This is a genomic window from Bosea sp. 685, from assembly GCF_031884435.1.
Taxonomy (GTDB): Bacteria; Pseudomonadota; Alphaproteobacteria; order Rhizobiales; family Beijerinckiaceae; genus Allobosea.
The window spans coordinates 13,264-37,608 of the sequence record NZ_CP134778.1 but is presented as its reverse complement, the minus strand read 5'-3'; the positions used below and the strand labels follow the sequence as shown (position 1 = coordinate 37,608).

Annotated in this window: 20 protein-coding genes and 2 pseudogenes; 10 read left to right on the top strand and 12 right to left on the bottom strand. The window is 63.6% G+C overall.

Features of this window, described 5'->3' with window-relative positions:
- From RMR04_RS00200 to RMR04_RS00190, 3 genes are all read right to left on the bottom strand, one after another.
- On the bottom strand, positions 1 to 801 hold the full coding sequence (locus RMR04_RS00200) for an aldolase (protein WP_311909401.1): 801 nt from the start codon (positions 799 to 801) through the stop codon (positions 1 to 3).
- A 39-nt stretch (positions 802 to 840) separates the two neighbouring features.
- Positions 841 to 1,998, bottom strand: a complete 1,158-nt coding sequence (locus tag RMR04_RS00195; RefSeq protein ID WP_311909400.1) for an amidohydrolase — start codon at positions 1,996 to 1,998, stop codon at positions 841 to 843.
- An 85-nt stretch (positions 1,999 to 2,083) separates the two neighbouring features.
- Entirely contained in the window at positions 2,084 to 3,304 is a 1,221-nt protein-coding gene (locus RMR04_RS00190) for a diaminopropionate ammonia-lyase (protein ID WP_311909399.1), read from the bottom strand.
- A 98-nt stretch (positions 3,305 to 3,402) separates the two neighbouring features.
- On the opposite strand from RMR04_RS00190, the gene RMR04_RS00185 reads away from it, so the two are divergent.
- Positions 3,403 to 3,897 carry an Lrp/AsnC family transcriptional regulator gene (locus RMR04_RS00185; RefSeq protein ID WP_311909398.1) on the top strand — a complete coding sequence of 165 codons (495 nt, stop codon included), beginning with the start codon at positions 3,403 to 3,405 and terminating at the stop codon, positions 3,895 to 3,897.
- A 153-nt stretch (positions 3,898 to 4,050) separates the two neighbouring features.
- Here the strand turns inward: RMR04_RS00185 and RMR04_RS00180 are convergent.
- The 8 genes and pseudogenes from RMR04_RS00180 to RMR04_RS00145 form a co-directional block, all read right to left on the bottom strand.
- Positions 4,051 to 4,245 (bottom strand): annotated as a pseudogene (locus RMR04_RS00180) (MFS transporter); the annotation flags it as partial.
- A gap of 15 nt (positions 4,246 to 4,260) precedes the next feature.
- A complete protein-coding gene (locus tag RMR04_RS00175) occupies positions 4,261 to 5,739 on the bottom strand; it encodes an alkaline phosphatase family protein (RefSeq protein WP_311909396.1) in 1,479 nt (492 codons plus the stop codon).
- Between the two features lie 14 nt (positions 5,740 to 5,753).
- Complete coding sequence (locus RMR04_RS00170) at positions 5,754 to 6,623, bottom strand: ABC transporter permease (protein WP_311909395.1); 870 nt, start codon at positions 6,621 to 6,623, stop codon at positions 5,754 to 5,756.
- A 1-nt stretch (position 6,624) separates the two neighbouring features.
- A complete protein-coding gene (locus RMR04_RS00165) occupies positions 6,625 to 7,560 on the bottom strand; it encodes an ABC transporter permease (protein ID WP_311909394.1) in 936 nt (311 codons plus the stop codon).
- Positions 7,560 to 8,552, bottom strand: coding sequence for an ABC transporter ATP-binding protein (locus tag RMR04_RS00160; RefSeq protein WP_311909393.1), 993 nt, complete (start codon positions 8,550 to 8,552; stop codon positions 7,560 to 7,562). The genes RMR04_RS00165 and RMR04_RS00160 overlap by 1 nt, the downstream gene beginning before the upstream one ends.
- Positions 8,549 to 9,487 (bottom strand): ABC transporter ATP-binding protein, encoded by a 939-nt coding sequence (locus tag RMR04_RS00155; protein WP_311909461.1) that lies wholly within the window; start codon positions 9,485 to 9,487, stop codon positions 8,549 to 8,551. The genes RMR04_RS00160 and RMR04_RS00155 overlap by 4 nt, the downstream gene beginning before the upstream one ends.
- Before the next feature lie 175 nt (positions 9,488 to 9,662).
- Positions 9,663 to 11,231, bottom strand: a complete 1,569-nt coding sequence (locus tag RMR04_RS00150) for an ABC transporter substrate-binding protein (protein ID WP_311909392.1) — start codon at positions 11,229 to 11,231, stop codon at positions 9,663 to 9,665.
- Positions 11,232 to 11,733: 502 nt separating this feature from the next.
- The gene (locus RMR04_RS00145; RefSeq protein WP_311909391.1) at positions 11,734 to 12,606 is read right to left on the bottom strand and encodes a DeoR/GlpR family DNA-binding transcription regulator; all 873 of its coding nucleotides are present in this window, start codon (positions 12,604 to 12,606) and stop codon (positions 11,734 to 11,736) included.
- A gap of 555 nt (positions 12,607 to 13,161) precedes the next feature.
- Between RMR04_RS00145 and RMR04_RS00140 the strand changes: the two genes are divergently transcribed.
- Positions 13,162 to 14,352, top strand: a complete 1,191-nt coding sequence (locus RMR04_RS00140) for an MFS transporter (RefSeq protein ID WP_311909390.1) — start codon at positions 13,162 to 13,164, stop codon at positions 14,350 to 14,352.
- 93 nt (positions 14,353 to 14,445) lie between these two features.
- Positions 14,446 to 14,751: pseudogene (locus RMR04_RS00135) on the top strand (integrase core domain-containing protein); the annotation flags it as partial.
- A 190-nt stretch (positions 14,752 to 14,941) separates the two neighbouring features.
- Here the strand turns inward: RMR04_RS00135 and RMR04_RS00130 are convergent.
- On the bottom strand, positions 14,942 to 15,883 hold the full coding sequence (locus tag RMR04_RS00130; RefSeq protein ID WP_311909389.1) for a LysR substrate-binding domain-containing protein: 942 nt from the start codon (positions 15,881 to 15,883) through the stop codon (positions 14,942 to 14,944).
- A 146-nt stretch (positions 15,884 to 16,029) separates the two neighbouring features.
- On the opposite strand from RMR04_RS00130, the gene RMR04_RS00125 reads away from it, so the two are divergent.
- From RMR04_RS00125 to RMR04_RS00095, 7 genes are all read left to right on the top strand, one after another.
- Positions 16,030 to 16,878, top strand: a complete 849-nt coding sequence (locus RMR04_RS00125) for a transporter substrate-binding domain-containing protein (protein WP_311909388.1) — start codon at positions 16,030 to 16,032, stop codon at positions 16,876 to 16,878.
- Positions 16,879 to 16,991: 113 nt separating this feature from the next.
- On the top strand, positions 16,992 to 17,666 hold the full coding sequence (locus tag RMR04_RS00120; protein WP_311909387.1) for an aspartate/glutamate racemase family protein: 675 nt from the start codon (positions 16,992 to 16,994) through the stop codon (positions 17,664 to 17,666).
- A gap of 31 nt (positions 17,667 to 17,697) precedes the next feature.
- Positions 17,698 to 18,357 (top strand): amino acid ABC transporter permease, encoded by a 660-nt coding sequence (locus RMR04_RS00115; RefSeq protein WP_311909386.1) that lies wholly within the window; start codon positions 17,698 to 17,700, stop codon positions 18,355 to 18,357.
- A gap of 19 nt (positions 18,358 to 18,376) precedes the next feature.
- Complete coding sequence (locus tag RMR04_RS00110) at positions 18,377 to 19,153, top strand: amino acid ABC transporter ATP-binding protein (protein WP_311909385.1); 777 nt, start codon at positions 18,377 to 18,379, stop codon at positions 19,151 to 19,153.
- A 212-nt stretch (positions 19,154 to 19,365) separates the two neighbouring features.
- Positions 19,366 to 20,637: an NAD(P)/FAD-dependent oxidoreductase gene (locus RMR04_RS00105; RefSeq protein WP_311909384.1), complete on the top strand. Its 1,272-nt coding sequence runs from the start codon at positions 19,366 to 19,368 to the stop codon at positions 20,635 to 20,637.
- Between the two features lie 129 nt (positions 20,638 to 20,766).
- Positions 20,767 to 22,521, top strand: coding sequence for a thiamine pyrophosphate-binding protein (locus RMR04_RS00100; RefSeq protein ID WP_311909383.1), 1,755 nt, complete (start codon positions 20,767 to 20,769; stop codon positions 22,519 to 22,521).
- Between the two features lie 201 nt (positions 22,522 to 22,722).
- Positions 22,723 to 24,339, top strand: coding sequence for a Mu transposase C-terminal domain-containing protein (locus RMR04_RS00095; protein WP_311909382.1), 1,617 nt, complete (start codon positions 22,723 to 22,725; stop codon positions 24,337 to 24,339).
- Positions 24,340 to 24,345 lie beyond the last annotated feature (6 nt).

Here is a 24,345-nt window from a genome sequence, read left to right as displayed (position 1 = left end):
TCAGTCGCGGTAGGCAGGCTGCTCGGTGTCGAGCTGGCGGCGGATGGATGCGAGATGCAGGCGAGCCGACTCCGTGTCGCCCTCCCGCATCTGGCGATACGCGGCCTCGGCGATCTCCGGCTTGACCGGCAACACCGCCCGCCCGGTCGAGAGCGCGAGGGTCTGCACCTCGCAGGCCCGCTCCAGATAGTAGAGATCGTCCCACGCCTCGGCGATGGTCGGGCCCAGCACCATGACGCCGTGATGCTTCATGAAGACGATGTCGGCGTCGCCTATCGCGCCGGCGATGCGATCACCCTCGCTCTCGTCCAGCGCCAGACCGTTGTAATCCCGGTCGAACGCGGTACGGCCATAGAACTTGAGCGCGGTCTGACCGGCGAAGATCAGCGGTTCGCCCTCGGTCATCGAGAGCGCGGTCGCATGGGGCATGTGCGTGTGAAAGGCGACCTTGGCACGCGGAAGGTGCTTGTGGACCCGGGCGTGGATGAAGAAGGCGGTCGCTTCCGGCTGCCCGTCGCCCGAGACGACGTTGCCGTGGAAGTCGCAGATGAGGAGCTGCGAGGCCGTCAACTCGCGAAAGGCCCATCCATAGGGGTTGACGATGAAAAGATCGTCGTAGCCGGGCACCAGGGCGGAGAAATGATTGCAGATGCCCTCTTCCAGACCATTCCGGGCCGCCATGCGAAAGCACGCAGCAAGGTCGCGGCGCGCCTCCCAAACGGCCTCGCCATCGAGTGCGGGCTGGTTCGGCCCCGAGGGCATGAATGCAGTGGAAGCTGCGGGGTTGAGGGAGTGAGCCATGTCGGTCTCCTGGTCGGGCGGGAACGGCGCGGGCCGTCTCTAGGGAATCGACAGCCGGCTGCGCACGATCGCCGCGTGAGTGCGCGCGCCATGGGTCAGTCCGGCGTCGTCGAAGTCGTAGTCTGGGTTGTGAAGCGGTGCGCTGTCTCCGTTGCCGATGAAGGCGAAGCAGCCCGGGACATGATCCAGGAAGCGGGCGAAATCCTCGGACGCCGTGAAGGGTTCGGACATGAGCGAGACGTTGCCTTCGCCTAGCACCTCCGCGGCCGCTCCCAGCACCGCCTGCGTCAACAGCGGATCGTTCAACAACGGAACGAACTCACGGGTATAGGTCACCGTGTGTTGAAGATTGTAGGCGAGCGCGACGCCTTCGGAGATGACGCGCATCTGTCTTTCGATGTCGGCGCTGACTTTTTGTTTGAAGCTGCGCGCATCCCCCAGGATGCGCGCCTCGCCCGGCAAGGCGTTTCGCGTTCCATCGGTTAGCAGTTCGGTCACGGAGACAACCGCGACATCGGTGGGGCTCAGGCGCCGCGATACGATGGTCTGGAGGCTCGTGACGAGTGCGCATGCGGCAACGAGCGTCTCGTTGCCCCCGTTGGGGCGGGCGGCATGTCCGCCCACCCCTTTCAGCACGATCTCGAAATTGTCCTCCGCGGACATGATCGGACCCGGCCTGCTCCGAAGCTGGCCCACGGGGACGCCGGGAGCGTTGTGAAGCCCGTAGATTTCCTGGAACGGAAAGCGCTGCAGTAGCCCGTCGTCGAGCATGGCGAGCGCCCCCCGGCCCCATTCCTCCGCAGGCTGAAAAATGAAACGCACCGTGCCGTCGAAGCCACCCTCCGCGGCCAACAGCTTGGCCGCACCTAGCAACATGCTCGTGTGGCCGTCATGACCGCAGGCGTGCATGACTCCGGGCGTCAGCGAGCGGTGCTCGTGCGTTCCGCGTTCGGGGATGCGCAAGGCATCCATGTCGGCCCTCAGAGCGATCGACCGATTGCCGCCGCCTCTGCGCAAAGTGCCGACGACCCCCGTTCCCCCGACGCCTTCGACGATCTCGTCCAGGCCGAACTCGCGCAGTTTGGAGGCCACGAATGCGGCCGTCCGCGTCTCCTCGAAGCCGAACTCGGGGTGAGTGTGAAGGTCCCGCCGCCAATGGGTCATCTCCCGCTCAAGGTCGTCGAGATCGATGATCATGCACAACTCCCACTGCGCTCGAGCCTGCGACGCCGGCATGGCCGCGGTCGCTGCCTATGCCCGATCCGGGCGGATGAACGGAACCTCATACCGAAAACTGCCCGGGCTCTCCGGCCCGAGGGATGACAACGTCGGCGGGATGCATCCCGACTAGGTCGAAATAAGTCGCGGGATCGGTGGCGCCCTCCGTGTTGATCAAGAAGACGCGTGACGACGGCCCGAGCCCCAACGCATCCTTGGCGGCCGGATCGTCGAGGGCCTCGATCAGGCCGGCCAAGCCGGCTGCGCCGCTCTCGCCCGAGACGATTGCAGGATCGCCGTCCGTCGGCCGCGCCAACCGGTTCATCGCCTGGACCGCAACCTCGTCGGATACCGTCATGAATGCGTCGGCTACGCGACCCAGCACGCGCCAGGCGAGCGGGGATGGGGCGTAGCATTCCAACATGGCCATCACGGTGGGGGCACCGTGCGGGATCTGCGTTGGCCGGCCCACCTTTGCGCTCTCGTAGAGGCAGGCCGCCCGCGCGGGGTCGACGACGATGAAGAGGGGTCGGCGATCCCCCAGGGCGATGGAGAAGTGAGCTGCCGTTGCCGCGGCGATGCCTCCGACGCCGCTTTGCACAAAAACATGGGTTGGAATTTCGGGAAGCTGCTTCAAGGCCTCGGTGAGGATCGCGGTATACCCTTGCATCACCAAGCCCGGGATATGCTCGTAACCTTCCCAGGACGTGTCCGAAACGACCGTCCACCCGCGCTCGTCCGCGACGCGCGCCGCCTCGGTCACCGAGTGGTCGTACGTACCGTCGACGCGAACGATCTCCGCTCCGAAGGCTGCGATGGCGGATGCCCGCGCGTCGCTGACGCCAGCGTGGATGAAGATCACGGACCGCGCGCCGACTAGCTTCGCTCCCTGCGCCACGGAGCGCCCGTGGTTGCCATCCGTCGCGCAGGCGAACGTCATCCCCTCCGCAACGTCCCTGACCTCCTGGGAATATAGCGAGCCTTCATCCAGTTCACGTTCGAGGAGCGCACTCGCCGACTGCAGAACCAACTTCGCGACCGCATATGCGCCCCCCAACGCCTTGAAGCTACCGAGACCGAGCCGTTGTCCTTCGTCCTTGACATGCAGGAAGCCTATCCCAAGCTGCCTTGCCAGTCCGGGCAGGGCTTCCAGGGGGGTCTCTCGATGATCGCGCCTGATCGCCAGGTAGCGTTCAATCGCTTGCACGCCGTCTCCACCAAGCGTGCGCGCGTCCACGTCGTCCAGGGGTGCGCGGTATTCGGATAGCCGGTTCGACAGAAACATATGGACCTCGGTTCGCCTCGCTTCGGATAAAATATTGCAAAGGACCCGATTAGAGCGCTCAATTAGCGCCTCCGATTTGCAAGTTTGTCTCACGAGCCATGCCGCCATCCGACCATGATCTCGACGCCTTCGACCGGGCAATCCTCTCGATTCTTCAGGTCGACAACTCCACCCCCCAACGGGCGATAGGTGAACGTGTCAACCTATCCGGAGCCGCGGTGCAGCGCCGCATACGTCGCATGGAACGAGACCGGGTCATCCGTGGCAACGTGGCAGTGGTGGAGCCCGCCGCGCTTGGGCAGAGCATCACGATCTTCGTCGAGGTGGAGCTCGTCAGCGAAACCGCCGCCGACATCGATGCCGCCAAAGCAGCCTTCACGACGGCCCCGGAGGTCCAGCAGTGCTATTACGTCACGGGTGAGGTCGACTTCGTGCTGGTGGTGCTCGTCCCCACGATGGAGGCCTACGAAACGCTGACCAGGAGGTTGTTCTTCGCCAACCCCAATATCCGGAAGTTCAAGACCTTTGTCGCGATGGATAGGGTCAAGGTGGGCCTGACCGTGGCGATCGAAATGGACCGCCAGCTGAAGTGATGGTTGATTCTTGGCGCCGCGCCCATGGCGGCTTCAGGGGCACCCGCTCGCCGGGCGACGCCGCCGGATCAACTCACACCGCGGCGGGTGTGCTTTGCAGGAAGTCGGAAATGCCGCGACGCATTGGTGCCGCAGCATTCGTTTGGTCAGTCCCTATTTGCTCAGGTCGCGCCCGCGTGTCTCCGGCAGGAAGAACGCTCTGATCACTGCGGTCAGAGCCGCGACGACCACCGTGTACCAAAGGCCGCCAAAGATATTGCCCGTCGCGATGACGACCGCCGTTGCGACGAATGGGGCAAAGCCACCGATCCAGCCATTGCCGAGCTGCAAGGCCACCGAAACGCCGCTTTATCTTAGCCGGGTTCAAGCGACGCGCTCGCCCCGTAGCAGGATTCGCGAGCGGTCGCGCTCGACGCTCGTCAGCCGCTGGCGGAACCGGCCGCGGCCGGTCTCATGCACGACAGGCGAGCCGGCCTCGCCGGCCGCCGCCAGCAATGACCGGCCGGTCATCGCCGCCGCTGGCGGCAGGCCGAGCGCGGCTAGCACGGTCGGCGCGATGTCGACGATGCCGCAAGAGCGTGGATCGACTGTCCCGGCCGCGAAGCCCGCGCCACGCCCTATGAGCACGGTGTTGAGCTCGTCCGAGTGCAGACCGCCATGCATGCCGCCCCCGACCGGAACGTCGCCGGCTGTTACGATGCCAACGCCGGGATGGCCCCAGGCATCGGGGCCGTCATGGGAGCGCAGCACATAGATCAGGTCGGGCGCACGGGCATGATCGAGATCGACGAGAGACAATGGGAAAGTGCCGGGAACCTCGCCCTCGATGCCGTCGCCGCCGCAGGAGAACAGCATGCCGAGGAAGTCCTGCTCCATCAGCCAGTTCGCGATGTCGTCGCGTCGCGCCGTCCCGCCTTGAAGGATGCGGATTTCACCCATATTGCCATCCGTCAGGGCGATGTGCGCGCCGGTGAGCATGCGTTCGGTGGCTTGCCTGTTCTCATGGCCGGCGGCGCGCAGCAGCTCGTGCAGCGGCAAGGTTTCCGTCATCGTGATCTGGCCGTGGTCCGAAGCCGCGATCACCGTATAGCATTCGGCGTCAGGCTGGCGATCGATCCAGTCGAGAATTCGTCCGAAAGCCGCGTCCGCTGCCCGGACGACGCTAGCCGTCTCGTCGGAGCCGAGGAAACGGTAGTGGAACGAGGTATCGGGCTCGTTGAACCAGATCAGGGCGAGGTCTGGCCTCATCCGTTCCAGTACATGCTCGCGGAAGACCAACTCGGCATAGTCGATCTCGGCGAAGCGCGGCAGCTCGCGCGGCGGCAGCGGCCCGAAGCGGGCGACGACCTCGTCGACCGCTTCGGGCGTGACGCTGCCGTCCCGGCCGTGGATGGAGAATGTCCAGTGGCCGTTGCGTGCAGCGCGCGGATTCATGACATAGGCCGCGCCCGCCGAGCCGCTATGGACGCAGGCCATGCTGCGGCCGTTGCGTGCGAGAACGTCGGCGAATGTGTCCGTATCGACGAGGCGGCCTTCGGTGTGTCGCTCCGCCAGGAGAATGTCGTCGAGGCTGCCGAGATCGAGGATGTGCTCGCGCGTGACCTCGGGAAACAGGAAGCTGTTGCCGACGACGCCATGCACCCTCGGCGGCGCGCCGGTCGCGATCGAAGCGGAAGCCGGGCGTGTCAGCGAAGGAAAAACGCTGCGGGCTTGCCGGAACCAGCTACTGCCCTCGGCAAAGCCGGAGAGGTTCGGCATCCGCTCGGGCGTGACGAAATCGGGCCTGAGGCCGTCGAAGACGCAGACGACCATTTTGGATGCGCTGGGAGTGCTCGGTGTCATAGCAGGGCTTTCGCTCAACGCAGGGTCGGGTCGAGTTTATCGCGCAGCCAGTCCCCGACGAGGCTGACGGCAAGCGTTGTCATCACGATGGCTCCGGCGGGAGCCAGCATGATCCATGGCGCACGGGTGAGGTAATCCCGGCCGTAGCCGACCATGTTTCCAAGCGAGGTCATCGGCGGCTGGACACCTAAACCCAGGAAGGAGAGCCCGCTTTCGAGCAGGATCACCTCTGGGAAGGTCAGGGTCATCGAGACGATCAGCGTCGAGGCGATGTTCGGCAGGATGTGGCGCAGATAGATGCGCGCGGGTGAGGCGCCGATCTGGCGCACGGCCCCCGCATATCCTTGGGCGCCGGCGGCGATGGCGAGCCCACGCGAGATGCGGGCATAGCGCTCCCAGCCATAGAACCCCATCAGCCCGATGAAGAGCGGCAGCGAATTGCCGAAGAAGGCGAGAACGGACAGTGCGAGGATCAGGAAGGGCATCGCCGCTTGGAAATCGGCCAGCATCAGCACGATCTGCTCGGTCCAGCCTCGAAAATGAGCTGCGAGGAAACCCAGCAACGTGCCCAGCGTCGCCGAGATCAGCGTGGCTCCGAAGGCGACGAGCAGCGAGACTCGGATCGAGACGATCAGGCGCGAGAGCACGTCGCGGCCGAGTTCGTCCGTACCGAGCCAGTGCAGCGGGTGGAATGGCAGGGCGAGACGGTTGCGCAGATCAGAAGCGTTGAAGCGGTACGGCGTGATCCAGTCGGCCGCCAGCGCGACGAGGATCGTCAATACGATCCAGCCGAAGCCGAACCAGACGAGCGCCGGGACGCGCGACGCGGCCTTGCGCGCCGGTGTTGCGGAGACGATCGGCGCAGATGGGGCGATCTCGACCATCTCAGTGTCCTCCTGCCTTGGCGCCGCTGCGCAGGCGTGGGTCGAGCACGCCGTAGAGCAGGTCGACGGTCAGGTTTGAGATGACCATGGTGACCGCGACCAGCAGCAGGATCGCCTGGACCACGGCGAGGTCGCGACTGGCGACCGAGACGACGAGCAGGCGCCCGACGCCAGGCCAGGAAAAGACGCTCTCGACCACGACGGCGCCCGCGATCAGGCTGCCTACCATGAAGCCGATGATGGTGACGGTGGGGATCGCTGCATTGGGAAGCGCATGTCCGCATATGACGGCCCCCCACGGTACGCCTTTGGCGCTGGCGGTGCGGATATACGACTGGCCCAGCACCTCCAACATGGCCGAGCGTGTGAAGCGGGCGAGCAACGCCGCGCCGCCGATGCCGAGCGTCAGCACCGGCAGGATGGCGTGGCGCCAGCTTTCCTGGCCGCCGGAGGGCAACCAGCCGAGTTGCACCGAGAAGACGAGCACGAGCACAAGCCCGAGCACGAAGCTCGGCACGGTGAAACCCGCGACCGCCGTGATCATCACGACGCGGTCGATCGCGCTGTCGCGATGCAGCGCGGCGTAGATGCCAGCGGGTACGCCGATGCCGAGCTTCAGGGCCAACGCCGGCAGCGTCAGCGTCAGCGTCGCGGGAATGCGCTCCAGCACGATCTCGAGCGCGGGGCGGCCGTCGCGCATCGACTGGCCCAGCTCGCCTTGGCCGATCGCGATGAAGTAGCGCAGATATTGCTGCCAGAGCGGATCATCGAGACCCCAGGCCTTGCGAAAGCTGGCGATCGCCTCCGGGGGCGCTTCGACGCTCATGATGATCAGCGCCGGATCCCCGGACATGCGCAGCACGATGAAGGCGAAGGTGACGACGAGCGAGACGGTCAGCGCCGCGCGGCCGAGTCGGATGAGGAAGAAGCGCAGCATCAGCTCGCCGCTTTCAGGAAGCCGGCCTGGTCATGGGCGACATGGCAGGCGGTCAGACGGCCATCGGGCATCGGCAGCAAGGCTGGGCTCTCGATTCTGCAGCGCGCGCGGGCGGCATGGCAGCGCGGATGGAAGGCACAGCCGGAGGGGCGCGCCGCGGGGTTGGGCGGATCGCCCTGCAGGACGATCCGCGGACGTCCGCGCCGACCGGGCACGGGCGCGGCCGAGACCAGCGCCTCGGTGTAAGGATGTGTCGGCGCAGCCAGCAGCAGGTCGGCTTCGCCCTCCTCGACGATGCGCCCGAGATACATCACCGCGACGCGGTGGCTGACCTGCCGGATCACCTTGAGGTCGTGGCTGATGAAGAGCAGGCCCAGCCCCAACTCCTGCTGGAGATCGACGAGCAGGTTGACGACCTGCGCCTGGATCGAGACGTCCAACGCCGAAACCGGCTCGTCGCAGACGAGGAGGTCGGGCTTGGTCGCGAGAGCGCGAGCGATGACGGCGCGCTGACGCTGGCCGCCCGACAGTTCGTGCGGATAGCGGGCACCCTGATCGGCGCGCAGGCCCACCGATTGCAGCAAGGCAAGAGCCCGAGGCTCGCGTTCCTTCGGGTCGCCGACGCCATGCACGTCGAGCGGCTCGCGCACTTGCTCGAGAATCGGCAGGCGCCGGTCGAGCGCACCGAGCGGATCCTGATAGATCATTTGCATGCGGGCGCGCAGCCGGCGCCACTCGGCCGTGTCACCCTTGGGTAGCGGCGCGGCTTTGAACAGCACGTCGCCAGCATCGGGCGGCTCCAGTCCGAGCGCAAGGCGCCCCGTAGTCGATTTGCCGGAGCCGGATTCGCCGACGAGACCCAGCGTCCGACCGGGTTCGACGGAAAGCGAGACGCCGTCAACGGCATGCACGGCGACGGAACGCCCGAGCCAGCCACGGTGCATGACGTAGCGACGCGAAACGGCGCGGAGTTCGAGGAGGGGCCCGTTCATGCGAAAGTCAGTTCCGGTCGCCGCGCGACCTTGTCGATGCCCGTCGCGATGCAGGCGGCGGCGCGGCCAGGGCCGGCCTCGTCCAGCGCCGGCACAGCACGGTCGCACATGTTTTCCCGGCGCGGGCAGCGCGGTGCGAAGGCGCAACCCGGCGGCAGGTTCCAAGGCTCGGGAACATTGCCCTCGATCGGCGTGAGCCGGCGGCGCACGCCCTCCAGCGGCGGCAGCGCCGCGAGCAGGCCCTGCGTGTAGGGGTGCAACGGGCGATCGAACAGCGCGTCGGCATCGGCGGTCTCGACGATGCGCCCGGCATACATCACGCAGACCCGCTCGCAGCTCTGCGAGATGACGCCGAGATCATGGCTGATCAGCACCAGAGCCATGCCGGTCTCGCGTCGGATCTGCGTCAGTAATTCGAGGATCTGCGCCTGGATGGTGGCGTCGAGCGCTGTGGTCGGCTCGTCGGCGACGAGCAAATCGGGTTCGCCGGCGAGCGCCATCGCGATCATGACGCGCTGGTTCTGGCCGCCGGAAAGCTCGTGCGGATAGGCGTCGAGGCGCCGCGCCGCGTCGGGAATGCCGACGAGGTCGAACAGCCGCCTTGCCTCGGCCCGGATCGCCTGGCCGGACAGGCCGCGATGCAGGGCCAGCGCTTCGCCGACCTGCCGGCCCAACCGGATGACCGGGTTCAACGCGCTCGCCGGGTCCTGGAAGATCATCGCAATGCGCCCGCCGCGAACCCGATCGAGCGTCGCCGGGCGCGCGCCGAGAATCTCCGCCCCGTCCAGCCTGACACTGCCGGCGATCGCGGCCTTCCTGGGCAGCAAGCCAAGCGCGGCGAGCCAGGTCACGGACTTTCCCGAACCCGATTCGCCAACCAGCCCGACCGCCTCGCCGCGCCCGATCGAGAGGTCGATGCCATGCAAGGCGCGCATGCCGTCGAATGCGACGGTGAGGCCCTGGATGGAGACCAAAGGCCCGTCGGCGACAGGAGATAAGCCCTCGCCTCTTCCTCGTGCTGTTTCTCGCACCGTTCGATTCATGATGTCGGTCTCGTCGGCGATGGCATGACGCAGCGGACATCCGCCGCGTCATGCGGATCGTTGCTGATCAGCTCTTGGTGAAGGCAGCGTTGAAGGGCCCGAAGTTCAAGTCGAGCGTCTGCCCCGGGACCCAGGGCACGTTCTTGCGCTTGGCGTAGAACTGGCCGGAGGCGTGCAGCACGACACAGGCTGGATCGTCGTTGTGGATGATCTCCAGCATCCGCCGGATGATCTTGCGCCGCTCGCCGGCATCGACCGTATCCCTCAGCTTCGCGCCGAGGGCGAAATGTTCTTCGTTCTGCCAGATGCCGACCTGCTTGGGCAGCGTGCCGTTCGGCCCGAATTCGCGCCAGCCCTGGCCGAGATAGTCGGGGAAGATCGCGGTCGAGGAGCTGTCGAATATCGCGTTTACCGGCTTGCGGTAGATTTGCGAGAAATTCTCCATCATCTCGATTTTGACGTTCAGGCCGACCGCCTGCCACATCTCGATCATGACCTGCGCGCCGGCGACCTGATTGGTGTAGTAGTTGCTCAGCAGGCGATAGACGATCTGCTCGCCCTTGTAGCCGCTGTCCCGGATCAGCTTGCGCGCCAGATCCGGATCATAGGCGAGTGCCGGAAAATCGGCGACATAGCCTTCGCCGAAGCTCGGAAGCTGGAAGCCATTCGTCAGCGGCACGCGGTTCTGCCAGAGCGCCTCGACGAAGAGCTTGCGGTCGATCGCGAGGCTCAGCGCGCGACGTACACGCGGATCTTTGAAAACCGGAGCAGTCTGGTCGATCGCCAGATAGCGAATGTTCTGAACCGCACCGCCCACGATTTCGAGTTCGCTGCGCCTGGTGATGTCGGCGAACTGGTCCGGCGGGACATCGGTGACGATGTCGAGTTCACCTGTGATCAGAGCATTCATGCGTGAGGCGAGCTCGGGGACGATTTTGTATTCGATCCCGCTGAAATGCGGCCTGCCACCCCAGTAGCCATCATGAGCGGCGAGCACGACATTGATGTCGAGCTTCTGGCTAACCAGGCGATAGGGCCCCGTGCCCACAGGCGCCGGCGTCCATTTCTCCCAGGAGCCTGCCGCCTCGAAGGCGCGCTTGCCGACGATTTCCGCTCCCCAGGCTGCCAGGCGCTGCTCCAACAGCGCGTCGCTGCCCTTGGCATGGGCGATCACGGTATGGCTGTCGACGATCTCGATGCGATCGAGAGTATCGAGCGTCTGCATCGCGATGGAGCGCCCGGAACGGTCCGATCCGAGAAGATGATCGGGACCGAGCGAGAAGGCCACGTCGTCGGCCGTGAACGGGCTGCCGTCGTGGAAGGTGACACCGCGGCGCAGCGACAGACGCAGCGAGCGTTCGCTCAACCTCTCCCAGCGCTCCGCGAGCGCGGGACGCAGAGCCATGTTGTTCGCGTGGTCGAATGCGATCAGCGTATCGAATATCTGCGGCACCACGCGCCGTGTCGCGGTGTGATTGAACAACACAGGCTCGAGCGCTGGCGGAAAGCCCGATATGCCGATGGTGAGGCGCTTGCGCTCCTGTGCCATGGCCTCGAAGGGCTTTGCCGTGGCGAGCAGCCCGCTGGCCACCGCGCCGGAAAGCGCTCCGCGCCGCGTGATTCGAAAATCCGTCATGATCAGCCCCGCTGTTCAGGTTTCGAGGGGGCTTGTGGGCCAGTTCTATGAAGCTCGTGTGACCGTTTTTGTTACTCTATGTGATTTTATGACCGACATTGACCGACGCACGGTTGCACGCAGTAAAACGGCTACCGGTACCCGGACATTGCGCGGGCCAGGTGCGGATCTCGCGACCGTGTGCGGGCGATCCAAGCCGCGTGCTGCGCGTTCGAAGGCGCGCGGCAACATCGACCACGGTCGTGATACGGGCACAGAGCAGCTACCGGTCATGCGCCGGCACGGCAGCGAGAACCAATGGCCAGCGCAGGCCGGGATGCGGGTTGAGATGCTGTTCGACTCTGAACCGTGTGGAGGTCGATCAGACCCGGCAGGAGAAAATCGCCCGCGCAGTCGAAAGCCTTTGCATGGGGCTGCCCTGTCCAGCGTGCCGTGGCGGAAGAGGAGGTTCGCCCGGCTTCACCTTATCCGGCGCACGATCCGTGCGTCGACGAGTATGTGTTCATGAGCGGCGGCCACTTTCGGGAGAGGAACGTGACGATGGGGCGCGTTGAGTGTCGTCCGGCAGGAGCAAGCCCGCTCCTGTCATCTCGAAGGGGGAAACCATCTCCTCCGGCGGGCGGCGATCAGTGGCGATCATGTCGATCTGCCGTAGCGGGCGCACCACCTGAGCGTCACGCCTCCCGAATTTGGCGCTATGCGCGACGAAGCAATGCCGCGTCGACTGAGCACAGAGTGTCGATGCGAGCATGGCGTGGGCGCTGGTCGGGCCGAGCACACCGAATTGTGGATGGATCGCGCTGGTCCCCATGACGGAGAGATCGAAGAGCCGGTGCTCCAGCGCCTTCATCAGTTCGACGCCGCCCGTCGAACGGGTGCGCGGATTGACATGCCCCCCGAGCAGCGTGACGGAACAGCGCTCGTCACCGGTGAAGGCGACGGCGATGTCGATCATGTTGGTGGTGATCGTCAACGCCTTGTTGCGCCTCGCCAGTTCCTCAGCGACCAGCAGCATGGTGGAACTTGCGCCGAGATAGACGTTCATGCCGTCCTCGAACAGAACCATCGCCGCCATCGCCGCCTGCAGCTTGGCGTCGCGATCGACGTTCAGGCGCTCCGTCACGGGCCGCCGCGCGGTCAGATCGAAACTGTCCGCCGGTGCAGCCCCGCCATGGATCCGACGCAGCCGCCCGGCTTCCTCCAGGCTGCGGAAATCGCGGCGGATCGTCTCGTGCGAGACGCTGAAGCGCTCAGCAAACTCGCCGACCGAAACGATTTCACCACGATTGACGGTCTCCAGGATGCTGCGCTGGCGCTCCGCGCCAAGGGTGGGGCTATGGCGACCCAGGTTCTCGGAGCTTTTTGGACTGTTCATATAAATCTCAGCGACCATCTAAGGAGGGTAAACACATCCTTTAGCCCGGACCGTGCGAATTTTTGATAAAAATCTGTTTGAAAGTTTGGCAATATGTTTGCTTTCGCCCGCATTGCGGTCTCCTACATCCTCGCTGCCGCGCACCGCAATTTCCGCGCGCTCAGAACGCTGACAGTCTTACCCGAACAGGAGCCTACCATGCGGCCGGGGGGATTCACGCGTTCGGCCGGCGCTATTGGTCGCCCGCTCTCAGCGCCGATGTTGGACGAAGCGCCGACTGCTCGTCGAATATGATCCGCGACATATGGCGCGCGTCTTAGCGTGTCCTCTCGTATAACCTATGTGCCATTCGCAGTTATGAAGCAGCTCGGCAAGGGAGCCGCAAACGTCCGCTAGGTCCCGCAAAGCGGTAGTGCCTCGGTCTCGATGTCGCAAGAATCCGATTTTTGCACATCCTACAAATCCATGTTCAATAAATACGGAAGTCAGAAACTTTGTGGCGAATCATTACGAGATGACATTGCCAATGACGATTAATTTTCGGACAGATTCCGCGTGAAAGATTTGGAAAGATCTCTGTTAATAGCGTTTTCGGCGGCTTCTTTCTTTATTGTTGGCGTCGGCATTGTTCTGCCTGCCTGGATAGCTTTCCACATTGGTGGCTCTGGACTGGTTGGACTGGTGTTACTCTCATCCAGCGCGGCCGGCTTATTGCTCGCGCCGGTCGCTGGCCACCTGGCTGATCGTCATGATCGGGCGCAGGTCACGGTGGCGGGGCAGGCGATCCGAGCCTTGGGGCTGACCCTGCTCGCCCCCATCGGATTTGTCGCAGAATCTCTATCGCCAGTCCTTCTCGTCGCCTCCGGCGTATTGGGAGCCTTCGGCTTCGCACTCGTGTCGGGGTCACTGAGCGGCATTTTGCAGGCAATCATTCCCGAAGCACAGCGCATGGGGTTCGCTCTTCGACTTTCGCTTTTCAATCAGCTGGGCATAGCAATCGGGACGGGTGCTACCGGGCTTGCGATTGACAGGCTCGGCAGTCTCACGTCCGCACTGATGTTTGCGACGGCAACTCTAGCATGTCTTCCTGGGCTGAAGACGATCACAGCGCAGGCCCGCGACGTCCGATCGTCTCAACGGCTTAGCCTGCTACCCGCTTCACGGCAGGCTCTCCGTTACTTGCTCACCAGCCCTCAAGCCCTCTCAGCGGCGGTAACCGTCGGGCTGGCATTTGCTGTGATCCAAATTACCAACCTGCTCCTTCCGGGTTTTGTGATCCGATCGCTCGACGGTGACAGTGGCCTGTTTGGCCTGCTCGAAATGGCTGCCGCGATCACTGGAATGGTCGCATTGGCGGTGGTGGGATTTCCGTCCATAGCTAAACGTCTGCAAGGTCTCACACCCACAATCTTGGCTATTGCTGGCGCCTCCCTGTCATTGTTTTCCCTCGCGACGAATCCGATCGTCGCTGTTGTTCTCTATTGTGTGGCCGGCATGCTCTGGAACGTGTCGCGAGCGGCGGCAAACGGCCACCTTTTGACTATTGTGGACGCCGGCATGATTGGCCGTGTGCAGGCATTCACGACCTTGCTTACAGGCGGGTTCGGGCTTGCGATATATCTCCTACCGACAATTATGCCAGGAGCCTCCGAGGCAACCCTATACATGGCATGTGGCGTGGTCATTGTGGTCTGCGTCGGGGGGCTATCGATTTGGACTAAAGATCAGGAACAGTCACAAAGATAATGACTTTTGGGCATGCAACGCGACGGACGGCAAACGTTTCGTTTTGATCTTTTTGCAAATATCGGACGCAAGAGTCCGGCTCCTTGGAGTCACAAGGGCATGAAGCACGTTCGCTGCGCGCTCCACCATCCCCAGACGCAGGGCAAGATCGAGCGCTGGCACCAGACCCAGAAGAACCGCATCCTGCTCGAGAATTACTACCTGCCCAGAGATCTCAAACGGCAGGTCGCGGCCTTCGTCGAGCATTACAACCATGCCCGCTATCACGAGAGCCTCGCCTATCTCACGCCCGCCGATGTCTACTTCAGCCGCGGGCAGGCCATCCTCACCGAACGCGAAAGGTTCAAACGCCAGACCATCCACCAGAGACGCTTGCCGCATCACCTGCAGGCCGCATAGCCTTCCTTAAACCCAGATGAGCCAGAGCCTCCGTTCCTGAGAAACGAAAACGGTCTCAAATCATCTGACGACAGACAGTGGGCGGCCTAAGAGCAGGATGCCGAAGAGTGGGAACCGGTTTTCGGCATCCTGCTCTTAGGCCGCATTCAAGCAACGGTTGGGAGTTCCAAGACGCCCCATGCGTGAAAATTCATCCGCTGGCTGATTCATCCGACCTGCCTTTATCGGACGAGGTCATGCGTTTGTATTTTCGGGTTTGCCGAACAAGCCAATCGCGGAACACGACGATGTTGGGCTGCCCCCCCTTCCGCTCGGGATAAACCACGTAGTATGAATCTCCCGAGCCGATTGGCGGCCCGAAGGGAGTGTGGAGTTCGCCTCGCATAAGCTCTCCCTCAATGAAGCAGGCTGGGATAACAGCGATGCCGATGCCATTCACGGCCGCATTGATCAGCATGTCGTTGTGCGCGAAGCGGGGCCCCTGGATCCTGCCGCTGTAGTCAAGTTTCGCGGTCCGCAACCAATGCAGCCAGAGGCTGGGCCGGCTCGCGTTCTGGAGCAGATGAAACTTCGAAAAGTCGAGCGGATCGAGCTTTTCCCCGACCGGGATTAACCGGGGAGAGGCCACGACGGCAAGCTCCTCCGCAAAGAGTTCTATCGCTCGCGCATGATGCCACGATCCCGCGCCGCGCAAGATGGCGACGTCGAGGCGCGTGGTTTCAAAGTCGGTCGTAGGCTTTGCCGACGTGATTTCTAGCGGGATGTCGGGATGAGCGGTTAGAAACGTTCCCAGCCGTGCGACAAGCCATCGAGATGCCAGGGCGTGATGCGTGCCGATCATCAGGGACGTTTCGACACTCCGGCCTCTGACTGCGTCGATCGAGATTTCCTGCAATTTGTCGAGAGTGATCGCGACATCCCGATAGTAGGTCGCCCCTATCTCCGTCAGGATGAGGCGAGGGCCCGCTCGGTGGAAAAGCGTGACGCCCAGGAAATCCTCGAGATTCCGGATTTGCCGACTAATTCCGCTTTGGGTCAGGCCCAGATCCTCCGCGGCGCGCGTAAAGTTCATGAACCGCGCCGCGGCTTCGAAAGCGTGCAGGGCTGAAAGGGACGGCAGGTAACGTTGCATGCAAAAGTCCAAGTTGGCGGCATGATAAAAAGTCATGCAATCCGGTCAATTCCACATTTTCGCTTGCGGTCGATTTGCGGCAAGACTCCGACCTTAGTGCAGACGGGATCAACTCGCTGCGTCCACCAAGATGGAAGGGGAAAGTTATGATCAAGCGGAGGGAATTCGCCGGGCTCGTCGGTCTGGCCGCGGCCGGCGCCGCGGCTGCCTTGTCGACGCCCGCCGTCGCGCAGCAGCCAAGCGCGGGCGGCTCGACCTTCGACCGCATCCGCAGCACGAAGAAGCTGCGCGTCGCTGGCATCGTGGGCACCGAACCCTATTATCACAAGGATATTACAACCGGCCAATGGTCGGGCTTCTGCATGAGCATGGCGCGCGACCTCGCGAAGTCGCTCGAGGCGGAAGTCGAGATCAGCGAGACCACATGGGGCAACGCGGTCTTGGACCTACAGGCCAACAAGATCGACATCATGTTCGGCTTGAGCCCGACACCCTCGCGTGCGCTGGTGGTCGAGTTCACGCGGCCGATCATGCAGAACACCTTCACGATCATCGCCAAGGCCGGCCTCGAGCCGAAGGCCTGGGAAGAGCTGAACAAGCCGGAGGTTCGCATCGCGGTGGACATCGGCTCCACGCACGACCTCTTCGCCCGTCGCGTCCTTCCGAAGGCGACGCTGATCGCCCTAAAGTCGCCCGACGAGGCAACCCTGTCCGTGCAGACCGGACGCGCGGATGCCGTCATCCAGGTCGCCATGCTCTCGCTGGTTACGGTCAAGAAGAACCCGCGTGTCGGCAAGATCGTCATTCCCGGCCCTATCGTCCGACAGCCGACCTGCGCCGGCGTGCGCGCTGAGGACAGCGCGAGATTCAGGACGTTCGTCGACAATTGGCTGGAGTTCAACCGCTCCTCGGGCGTGATGTCGGAATGGATCACCTCGAGTCTCGATCTCGTGGGCGTGAAGAGAGAGGATATCCCCGCCGATATCCAGTTTTGAGTCGAAGTCGGTCGGGAATGGTTGCTTCCCGACCGACGCCTTTCGCCGGGCAAGGGGAAACGCCGGGCAGACGACCGGCTGGGGCGGCCGGGGGAAGCCGACGGGATCGTTAGATGGGCAAGTCTTTTGGCATCATCATGCTCGACACCGCGTTCGAACGGCCGGTCGGGGATGTCGGGAATGCCGCGAGTTGGCCGTTTCCGGTCATGTTCGAGACTGTGAAGGGAGCCACGGCTCGTACTATTGTCGACGGGCGAGACGACGACTTTCTGGATGCCTTCGTCGCCGCAGGTGTCGAGCTGGAGAGACGTGGTGCGTGCGCCCTGACCACCTCGTGCGGCTTCCTGGTCCTGCGCCAGAACCAACTCGCCGCTCGTCTTAAGTTGCCGCTGGCGACCTCCAGCCTGCTGCAGATCCCGCAGGTGGCAAGACTTTTGCCGGCAGGGCGCAATGTCGGCGTCGTGACATACGATCGCGCTTCCTTGACGAAGGCACACTTTCTTGAAGCCGGCTTCGCGACGGAGTCGCCGGTGGCGGGGTTGCCGAAAGGTGGCGCCTTTCACCGTCTCATCGAGGGCGGACAGCCCTATGACCGACCGGTGCTGGAGAAGGAGCTGATGGACACGGTGGAAGACTTGATCGCCCGGGAGCCGTCGATCGGGGCCATCGTGCTCGAATGCACGAACCTGCCGCCGTTTTCGGAAGCGATCCACAAGCGCTTCTCGCTTCCCGTCTTCGACATACTGACGCTCGGCCGTTGGCTGCATGCGGGTGCGTCCGGAGGCTGAAAGCCAATAAGACAAACAGAGGGGTCAAAAGGTGCAGTATCAGTGGGATTTCGGCTTTCTTCTCCAATACAAGGGGTTGATCGGGGTCGGTGTTCTTTACACGATCGCATTTACGATCGGAACGGCGATATCGGGATTGACGGTCGGTTGTCTGATTGCGCTGGCGCGCCTGTCCAGCTTCAAGGTGCTGACTGCGATCGTCACGGGCTTCATCGAGATCTTCCGATGCACGCCCGTCCTCGTTCAGCTGGTCTGGTGCTACTACGCCCTTCCGATCCTCACTGGCATCGAATTGTCGCCGAGCGCGGCTGCCTTCATTACCCTCACTCTCTACGGCGCCTCGTTCTTCGGCGAGATCATTCGCGGGGGCATCATCTCTGTTGATGCCGGCCAGTGGGATGCCGGGCGGGCGCTCGGCATGCGGCGGCATCAACTCATGTCGCGCGTGGTCCTTCCGCAAGCTCTGCGTCGGATGATCCCGCCGCTGATGAACCAGTCGGTGCTGCAGTTGAAGAACACTTCGCTGCTGTCTGTTCTCGCTGTCCCCGATCTTCTCTATCAAGGCCAGCTGATTACGTCAGCAACCTATAGGCCTCTCGAAACATACACGATGATCGCGGGCATCTACTTCATCATCCTTTTCCCGCTCACGCGCATGGCCTACCGGCTTGAAGCGCGGATGAGCCGCTGAGTCCGGAAAGGCGACCATCATGTCCGAAAACGCAATGATCGAACTGGTCGGGGTCCAGAAATCCTTCGGTGACTTCCCGGTTCTCAAAGATATCACGCTGAGCGTAAAAAAGCGCAACGTCGTTGCTCTGATCGGGCCGAGCGGCTCGGGAAAATCGACGCTCCTGCGCAGCATCAACCTGCTGACGGTGCCCGAGAAAGGCCTCATCCGCGTCGGCGATCAGGCCATCGACTTCTCTAGAACGCCGAAGCTTCCGGGGGACAAGGAGCTCTCGGCATTCCGCGCCCGCACCGGCATGGTCTTCCAGAGCTTCAACCTGTTCCCCCATATGAGTGTGGAGCAGAACGTCATGGAAGGGCCGGTCACGGTCCTCCGCTTGCCCAAGACCGAGGCGAGGGATTTGGCGCACGACCTTCTTCGCAAGGTCGGACTCGCGGAAAAGGCGACTGCCCAACCAGACAGTCTGTCGGGCGGGCAAAAGCAGCGCGTGGCGATCGCCCGCGCGCTGGCGATGAAGCCGGACGTGATGCTGTTCGACGAGGTGACCTCCGCGCTCGACCCCGAACTCGTCGGCGAGGTTCTCGCAGTCATTCGGTCCTTGGCGAGCGAAGGCATGACGATGCTTCTCGTCACGCATGAAATGACCTTCGCACGCGACGTCGCCGATCGCGTCGTTTTCATGCGGGATGGCCGCGTCGTAGAGGAGGGCGAGGCTCGGCAAGTGATCGAGAACCCGTCCCAGCCGGCGACCAAAGCCTTTCTCAGCCACTTTCACGGAGGGCTCGGCCCGTCGTGACTATGACCTGCTGATCGCTGGCGGCCGACGGCCGCCCGCACAATCCCAAAGAAGCGGGACACTCCGGCGCCTCTGCCGGGCGTCCCAACGGTTCGGCCGTGCGTGCGCAAGCCGCGCGCCCTTCTCCTCGCGGGCAAGGGCCGGTGTTCTGCGCGTCCCATGCCGGGCTGCCGACGAACAATTGAAAGCTCTTTGAGCTTCGGGAAACGGATATGCACGTCGTTGTCATCGGTGCGGGAATTGTGGGTGCGAACTGTGCGCTCGAACTCCTGCGTGACGGTCACCAGGTCACGATCGTGGAGCCGGGAGAGCCCGGCGGTCGCCAGGCGGCAAGCTACGGTCACGGATGCTGGATCAGTCCGGCCTCGGTCGTCCCGATGTCGATGCCCGGCCTCTGGAAACAGATTCCCGGCCATCTGCTGAATCTGCAGGGGCCGCTGGTCATCCGCTGGCGTCACATCGGTACGCTGCTGCCCTGGCTCGTCCGCTTCCTGCTGGCCGGATCGACCGTGCCGCGCGTGGAACGGACGGCCCGAGCCCTGTCGATCTTATTGGGCGACAGCCCGGTCCGTCATCGCGCGCTTGCAGATGAACTCGGCCGCTCGGACCTCATCCGGCAGGAGGGGCTGCTCTACGCCTACCCGGACCGAACGGCCTTCGAGGCGGAAAGTCTCGCCTGGCGACTTCGCCGGATGACCGGGCTGCATTGCTGCGAACTCGAGGCGGCGGAACTGAGGGCGCGCGAACCCAGCCTGTCGGACCGCTATACCTTCGGTGTGCTCGCGGAAGACGGTGCCCACTGCATCGATCCGGAAGCCTATGTGTCGGCCATCGTCGAGCTGGCGGTCGCGCGCGGCGCTAGGCTCGTGAAGGCGAAAGCGATGGACCTCGTCTTCGATGGGAGTCGCCTCGACGCCGTGGAAACGGATGCCGGCCCCGTGACCTGTGATCGGGCCGTCATCGCCTTGGGCGTCTGGTCCAAGAAGCTCGCACGCCTCGCCGGGGACCGCATCCCGCTCGAATCCGAACGCGGCTATCACGGCGTCATCGCCTCTCCGCAGGGAGCTCCGTTGCATCCGATCATGCCCAGCGACGGCAAGATGGCCAATACTCCCACTGCGAAGGGCTTGCGGCTGTCGGGGCAGGTGGAGCTCGCATCCGTCGACACGCCACCGGCCTGGGGTCGCATCGACATCCTCCTTGAGCACGCGTTGAAGACCTATCCGTCTTTGGGACGGCGCGAGGATCTGACCATCGACCGATGGATGGGACACCGCCCGTCAACTCCCGATGGCCTGCCCGTGATCGGGGCTTCATCCCGCTCGCCCGACGTCTTCTATGCGTTCGGCCACGGCCATGTCGGTTTCGCCAGCGGTCCCATCACGGGGCGGATCGTCGCAGATCAGATCAGCGGCGCGCCCGGCGGCCACAATACGGAGCCGTTCTCTCCCCGGCGCTTCCGCTGGGCTGGGAGAGGCCGATGAACACCGGATCGTCGGCGCGGCCTCGCGAGCGGCCTGCGGCCAGAGCGCGCCGATCACGATCGACAGCCGGTCCGGCGATCCACTTACACCGAACGAACCCAACACAACATGAGTCCTGAGGAGAGACATATGCGCGGTGCAGATATCCTTGTCGAAATGCTGATTGGTTACGGCGTTGAGGTCGTTTTCGGCGTTCCCGGCGACACCAACGTCCCGTTCTACGAAGCCTTGCAGGAACGTGAGGGCGAGATTCGCCACGTGATGGCCCGTGACGAGCGGTCCGCTGGCTACATGGCCGACGCCTACGGCCGGTTCACGAGCAAGCCCGGTGTCTTCGAGTGCCCGTCGGGCGCGGGCGCGATGTATTCGCTTCCTCCCGTCGCGGAGTCCAATTCATCTTCGGTGCCCGTGATTCTGCTGACGATCGACATCCCGTTGCCGGGCGAGGGTCGCGGCGTACTGACCGAGCTCGACTGTGCCCGCCTCTTCGAACCGATCACCAAGATGTCGGTGCAGGTGAAGTCGGCCGAAAAGCTGCCCGAGATCATCCGCCGCGCGTTCCGCGTCGCCTGTTCGGGCAAGCCCGGCGCGGTGCATCTGCAAATCCCGGAGGACATGCTCCTGGCCGAGGTCGATCCCGGGCGCATCTCCCTGCATGTCGAGTCGGATTGCAAGGAATTCCCCGCCTACCCGACGCTGCCTGCACCGGGCAAGCTGGAGGCACTGCTCTCGCAAATGGTCTCCAGCAAGCGCCCGCTGATCGTCTCCGGCGGTGGCGTGAACCGCTCCTGCGCCGGCCCGGAGATCACCGAGCTTGCGGAGCGCCTCAACATCCCGGTCTGCACGACCATGACGGGACAGGGCACCATGCCCGACGACCACCGGCTGGCCGTTGGCGTCATCGGCGACAACGGGTTCCATCCGCATGCCAACTGGGCGCTGGAGCATGCTGATTTCGTCTTGTTCGTTGGTTCAAGGATGGGATCGGTCGTCACCATCGGCTGGACCTTCCCGAAGATCACACTGAACAAGCGCGTCGCCCAGATCGACATCGATCCGGAGATTATGGCGAATAACTACGAGAACGTCCTCTCCATCCCCGGCGATGCGAGGCTCGTCCTTCAGTGCCTGATCGACATGGCACCTGTGCAGGCCGACGGAACGGGCACGCAGGCCTGGGTCGATGAGCTCAATGGCCTGCGAGAGGAGTTCTGGCGGAACTCCGAGGCATTGCTGAACTCGGAAGCCGCGCCACTGCGTCCGGAGCGGGCGGTTCGCTGCTTCAACGAGGCGCTAGAAGCATACGGCAAGCCGGCGCATATCTACTCGGACGCCGGCACGCCTACCCCGCATATGACCCGCTTCCTGAAGCTCAGGGACCGCAGGACACGGTTCGCGATTCCCCGCGCCTTCGGCGGTCTCGGGTCGGCGCTGCCGGCCACGGTCGGCGCGTGGTTCGCCGATAAGGAGCGGCGGCCGATCGGGATGTTCGGCGACGGATCGTTCGGCATGGCGGTCGGCGAGCTCGAGACACTCGTCCGGCTACGTGTGCCGGCCATTCTGCTACTGTTCAACAACGGCACCTTCGGCTGGATCAAAGGCCTCCATCGACTGAATGGGCATAACCAGTGCTTCGGCGTGGATTTCCTGCCGCCGCGCGGCCAGGCGATCGCCGAAGCCTTCGATGTCAAGGCCTGGACTGCGAAGAATTCCGCGGAGCTCGATGCGGCTCTCGCCGAGGCATTCGCCCACACCGAGGGGCCGTGCCTCATCGACATCCATGTCGAGTCAATCGCCGACCGCGTTCCCCCGGTATATTCGTGGCTTGTGAAACGCGGCAAGGATCCCCTCAGCACCAAGGCCGAGGAGGTTCGCTACTTCTAAAATCGGAAAGGGCATCGACCCTCGCGGCGGTGTCCTTTCCTGTCACTTTCCATTTAAATTCCGGAATCGCAGTTCAGCATTTTCAATATGTTACGCCGGCAGGTAATTTGATAATCGGCAGTTAATGTGAGAATGGCGCTTTGTTTCTGGCACCTTATGTGAGAATGGGAATGCGGTTCACGTTTGGCTCTGGGGCCGCTCATGCAAGATCCGCTTCCCGACCAGATTGATGATGCTCAGTGGGAGGAAGCTCGACGGCGAGCCGACGCAATCCGCACATTTCTTAGTCATCGCAGCGACCAGGGCACGACGGCTGATGTCGCTGCACTGGCGACTGAACTCGGGCTTAGTCAGGCAACCACCTATCGGCTGATCGGTCTCTTCCGCGAAGGCGGCAGCGTGCGCGCTCTGGTCGAACGCAAGCGTGGCCGACCGCTTGGCCATCGCGTTCTTGACCCCGGGCGGGAGGAACTCGTCAAGAGCGCTATACGGGCGACCTTCCTGGCACCCAATCGCCCACCCGTCTCTGAGCTTGTGCGGATGATCCAGGCGCACTGCATGAAAGCGGGTCTCAAGCCGCCGCATCGACGCACGATCGAGGCGCGTATCAAGGATGTCGACCTGCAGCACCGCGCCAGGCGGCGTGGCGACGAGGCCACTGTGAAGGCGACGACTCCGGTTCCCGGCGCGCTGCGCACAACACGGCCACTCGAGGTGGTCCAACTCGACCATACAAGGGCAGATATCTTCGTCGTCGATGAAGAGACGCGACTGCCGATCGGTCGCCCGTGGCTGACGCTCGCGATCGACGTGCACAGCCGCATGGTCATGGGCTTCCATCTTACGATGGATGCGCCTTCGCGGCTCTCGACGAGCCTGTGTCTGCTGCACGCAGTATTCGACAAAACGGCTTGGCTCCAGGAGCGCGAGATTTCCGAGCCCTGGCCGATCGCTGGATTGCCGGACGCTCTGCATGTCGACAACGGCGCGGATTTCAGGAGCAAGGCTTTTAAGCGGGGCTGCGATGACGCCGGCGTCGCTGTCATCTGGCGCCCGCCTGGACAACCTCGGTTCGGCGGGCATATTGAGCGGCTCATCGGCACGCAAATGGGCCGCCTGCATCTTCTTCCGGGCACGACCTTCGGCGATGTGGATGAGCGCGGAGACTATGACAGCAGACGGCATGCCGCGCTCACGCTGCGCGAACTGGAGCGCCACATCGCGCTCGATATCGCCGGAGCCTATCACCAATCCATTCATGGTGGCCTGGGCCGGCCTCCCCTCGCCGTTTGGCGTGAGCTAGAAGATCGGACGCCTCTGCGCATGCCGCAAGATCGTCAGCGCTTCTGGCTGAACTTCCTGCCGGAAGACCGTCGCAGTTTGCGCCCGACCGGAATCCATCTGTTCGGCCTTCGCTATTGGTCGCCTGCCCTATCCGCCGATGTCGGCCGCGTAAAGAGCAAGCTGCTCGTCAAGTACGACCCCCGCGATCTGGCTCGCGTCTTCGTCCAGCGCCCATCCGGCAGCTTCGTCGAGGCCCGCTATGCCGACATTACCTTGCCCGCCGCTACGCTGCATGAGGTGAGCGCGGCCCGGAAATCCCTTCTTGCAAAGGGGCGGCGAGAAGTGGGCGCCGAGGCAATCTTGCGGACTGTCATCGCACAGCGAGAGTTGATCGATGACGCCGTTCGCCAGACTTCTTCTCAGCGCAAGCGGGGGCGAGCGGCCAGCAACTCCAAAGTGGATGATAGCGGCTGGGGCTCGCTTCGCGGCGTCGATTCCAGCAATCCTGTGCCCTCGGTCGAGGATATGGATTGACGCAGC

Coding starts and splice junctions, on each gene's coding strand:
- RMR04_RS00200 (WP_311909401.1), bottom strand. CDS start 801: ATGGCTCACTCCCTCAACCCCGCAGCTTCCACTGCATTCATGCCCTCG.
- RMR04_RS00195 (WP_311909400.1), bottom strand. CDS start 1,998: ATGATCATCGATCTCGACGACCTTGAGCGGGAGATGACCCATTGGCGG.
- RMR04_RS00190 (WP_311909399.1), bottom strand. CDS start 3,304: ATGTTTCTGTCGAACCGGCTATCCGAATACCGCGCACCCCTGGACGAC.
- RMR04_RS00185 (WP_311909398.1), top strand. CDS start 3,403: ATGCCGCCATCCGACCATGATCTCGACGCCTTCGACCGGGCAATCCTC.
- RMR04_RS00175 (WP_311909396.1), bottom strand. CDS start 5,739: ATGACACCGAGCACTCCCAGCGCATCCAAAATGGTCGTCTGCGTCTTC.
- RMR04_RS00170 (WP_311909395.1), bottom strand. CDS start 6,623: ATGGTCGAGATCGCCCCATCTGCGCCGATCGTCTCCGCAACACCGGCG.
- RMR04_RS00165 (WP_311909394.1), bottom strand. CDS start 7,560: ATGCTGCGCTTCTTCCTCATCCGACTCGGCCGCGCGGCGCTGACCGTC.
- RMR04_RS00160 (WP_311909393.1), bottom strand. CDS start 8,552: ATGAACGGGCCCCTCCTCGAACTCCGCGCCGTTTCGCGTCGCTACGTC.
- RMR04_RS00155 (WP_311909461.1), bottom strand. CDS start 9,487: ATGCGCGCCTTGCATGGCATCGACCTCTCGATCGGGCGCGGCGAGGCG.
- RMR04_RS00150 (WP_311909392.1), bottom strand. CDS start 11,231: ATGACGGATTTTCGAATCACGCGGCGCGGAGCGCTTTCCGGCGCGGTG.
- RMR04_RS00145 (WP_311909391.1), bottom strand. CDS start 12,606: ATGAACAGTCCAAAAAGCTCCGAGAACCTGGGTCGCCATAGCCCCACC.
- RMR04_RS00130 (WP_311909389.1), bottom strand. CDS start 15,883: ATGCAACGTTACCTGCCGTCCCTTTCAGCCCTGCACGCTTTCGAAGCC.
- RMR04_RS00125 (WP_311909388.1), top strand. CDS start 16,030: ATGATCAAGCGGAGGGAATTCGCCGGGCTCGTCGGTCTGGCCGCGGCC.
- RMR04_RS00120 (WP_311909387.1), top strand. CDS start 16,992: ATGGGCAAGTCTTTTGGCATCATCATGCTCGACACCGCGTTCGAACGG.
- RMR04_RS00110 (WP_311909385.1), top strand. CDS start 18,377: ATGTCCGAAAACGCAATGATCGAACTGGTCGGGGTCCAGAAATCCTTC.
- RMR04_RS00105 (WP_311909384.1), top strand. CDS start 19,366: ATGCACGTCGTTGTCATCGGTGCGGGAATTGTGGGTGCGAACTGTGCG.
- RMR04_RS00100 (WP_311909383.1), top strand. CDS start 20,767: ATGCGCGGTGCAGATATCCTTGTCGAAATGCTGATTGGTTACGGCGTT.
- RMR04_RS00095 (WP_311909382.1), top strand. CDS start 22,723: ATGCAAGATCCGCTTCCCGACCAGATTGATGATGCTCAGTGGGAGGAA.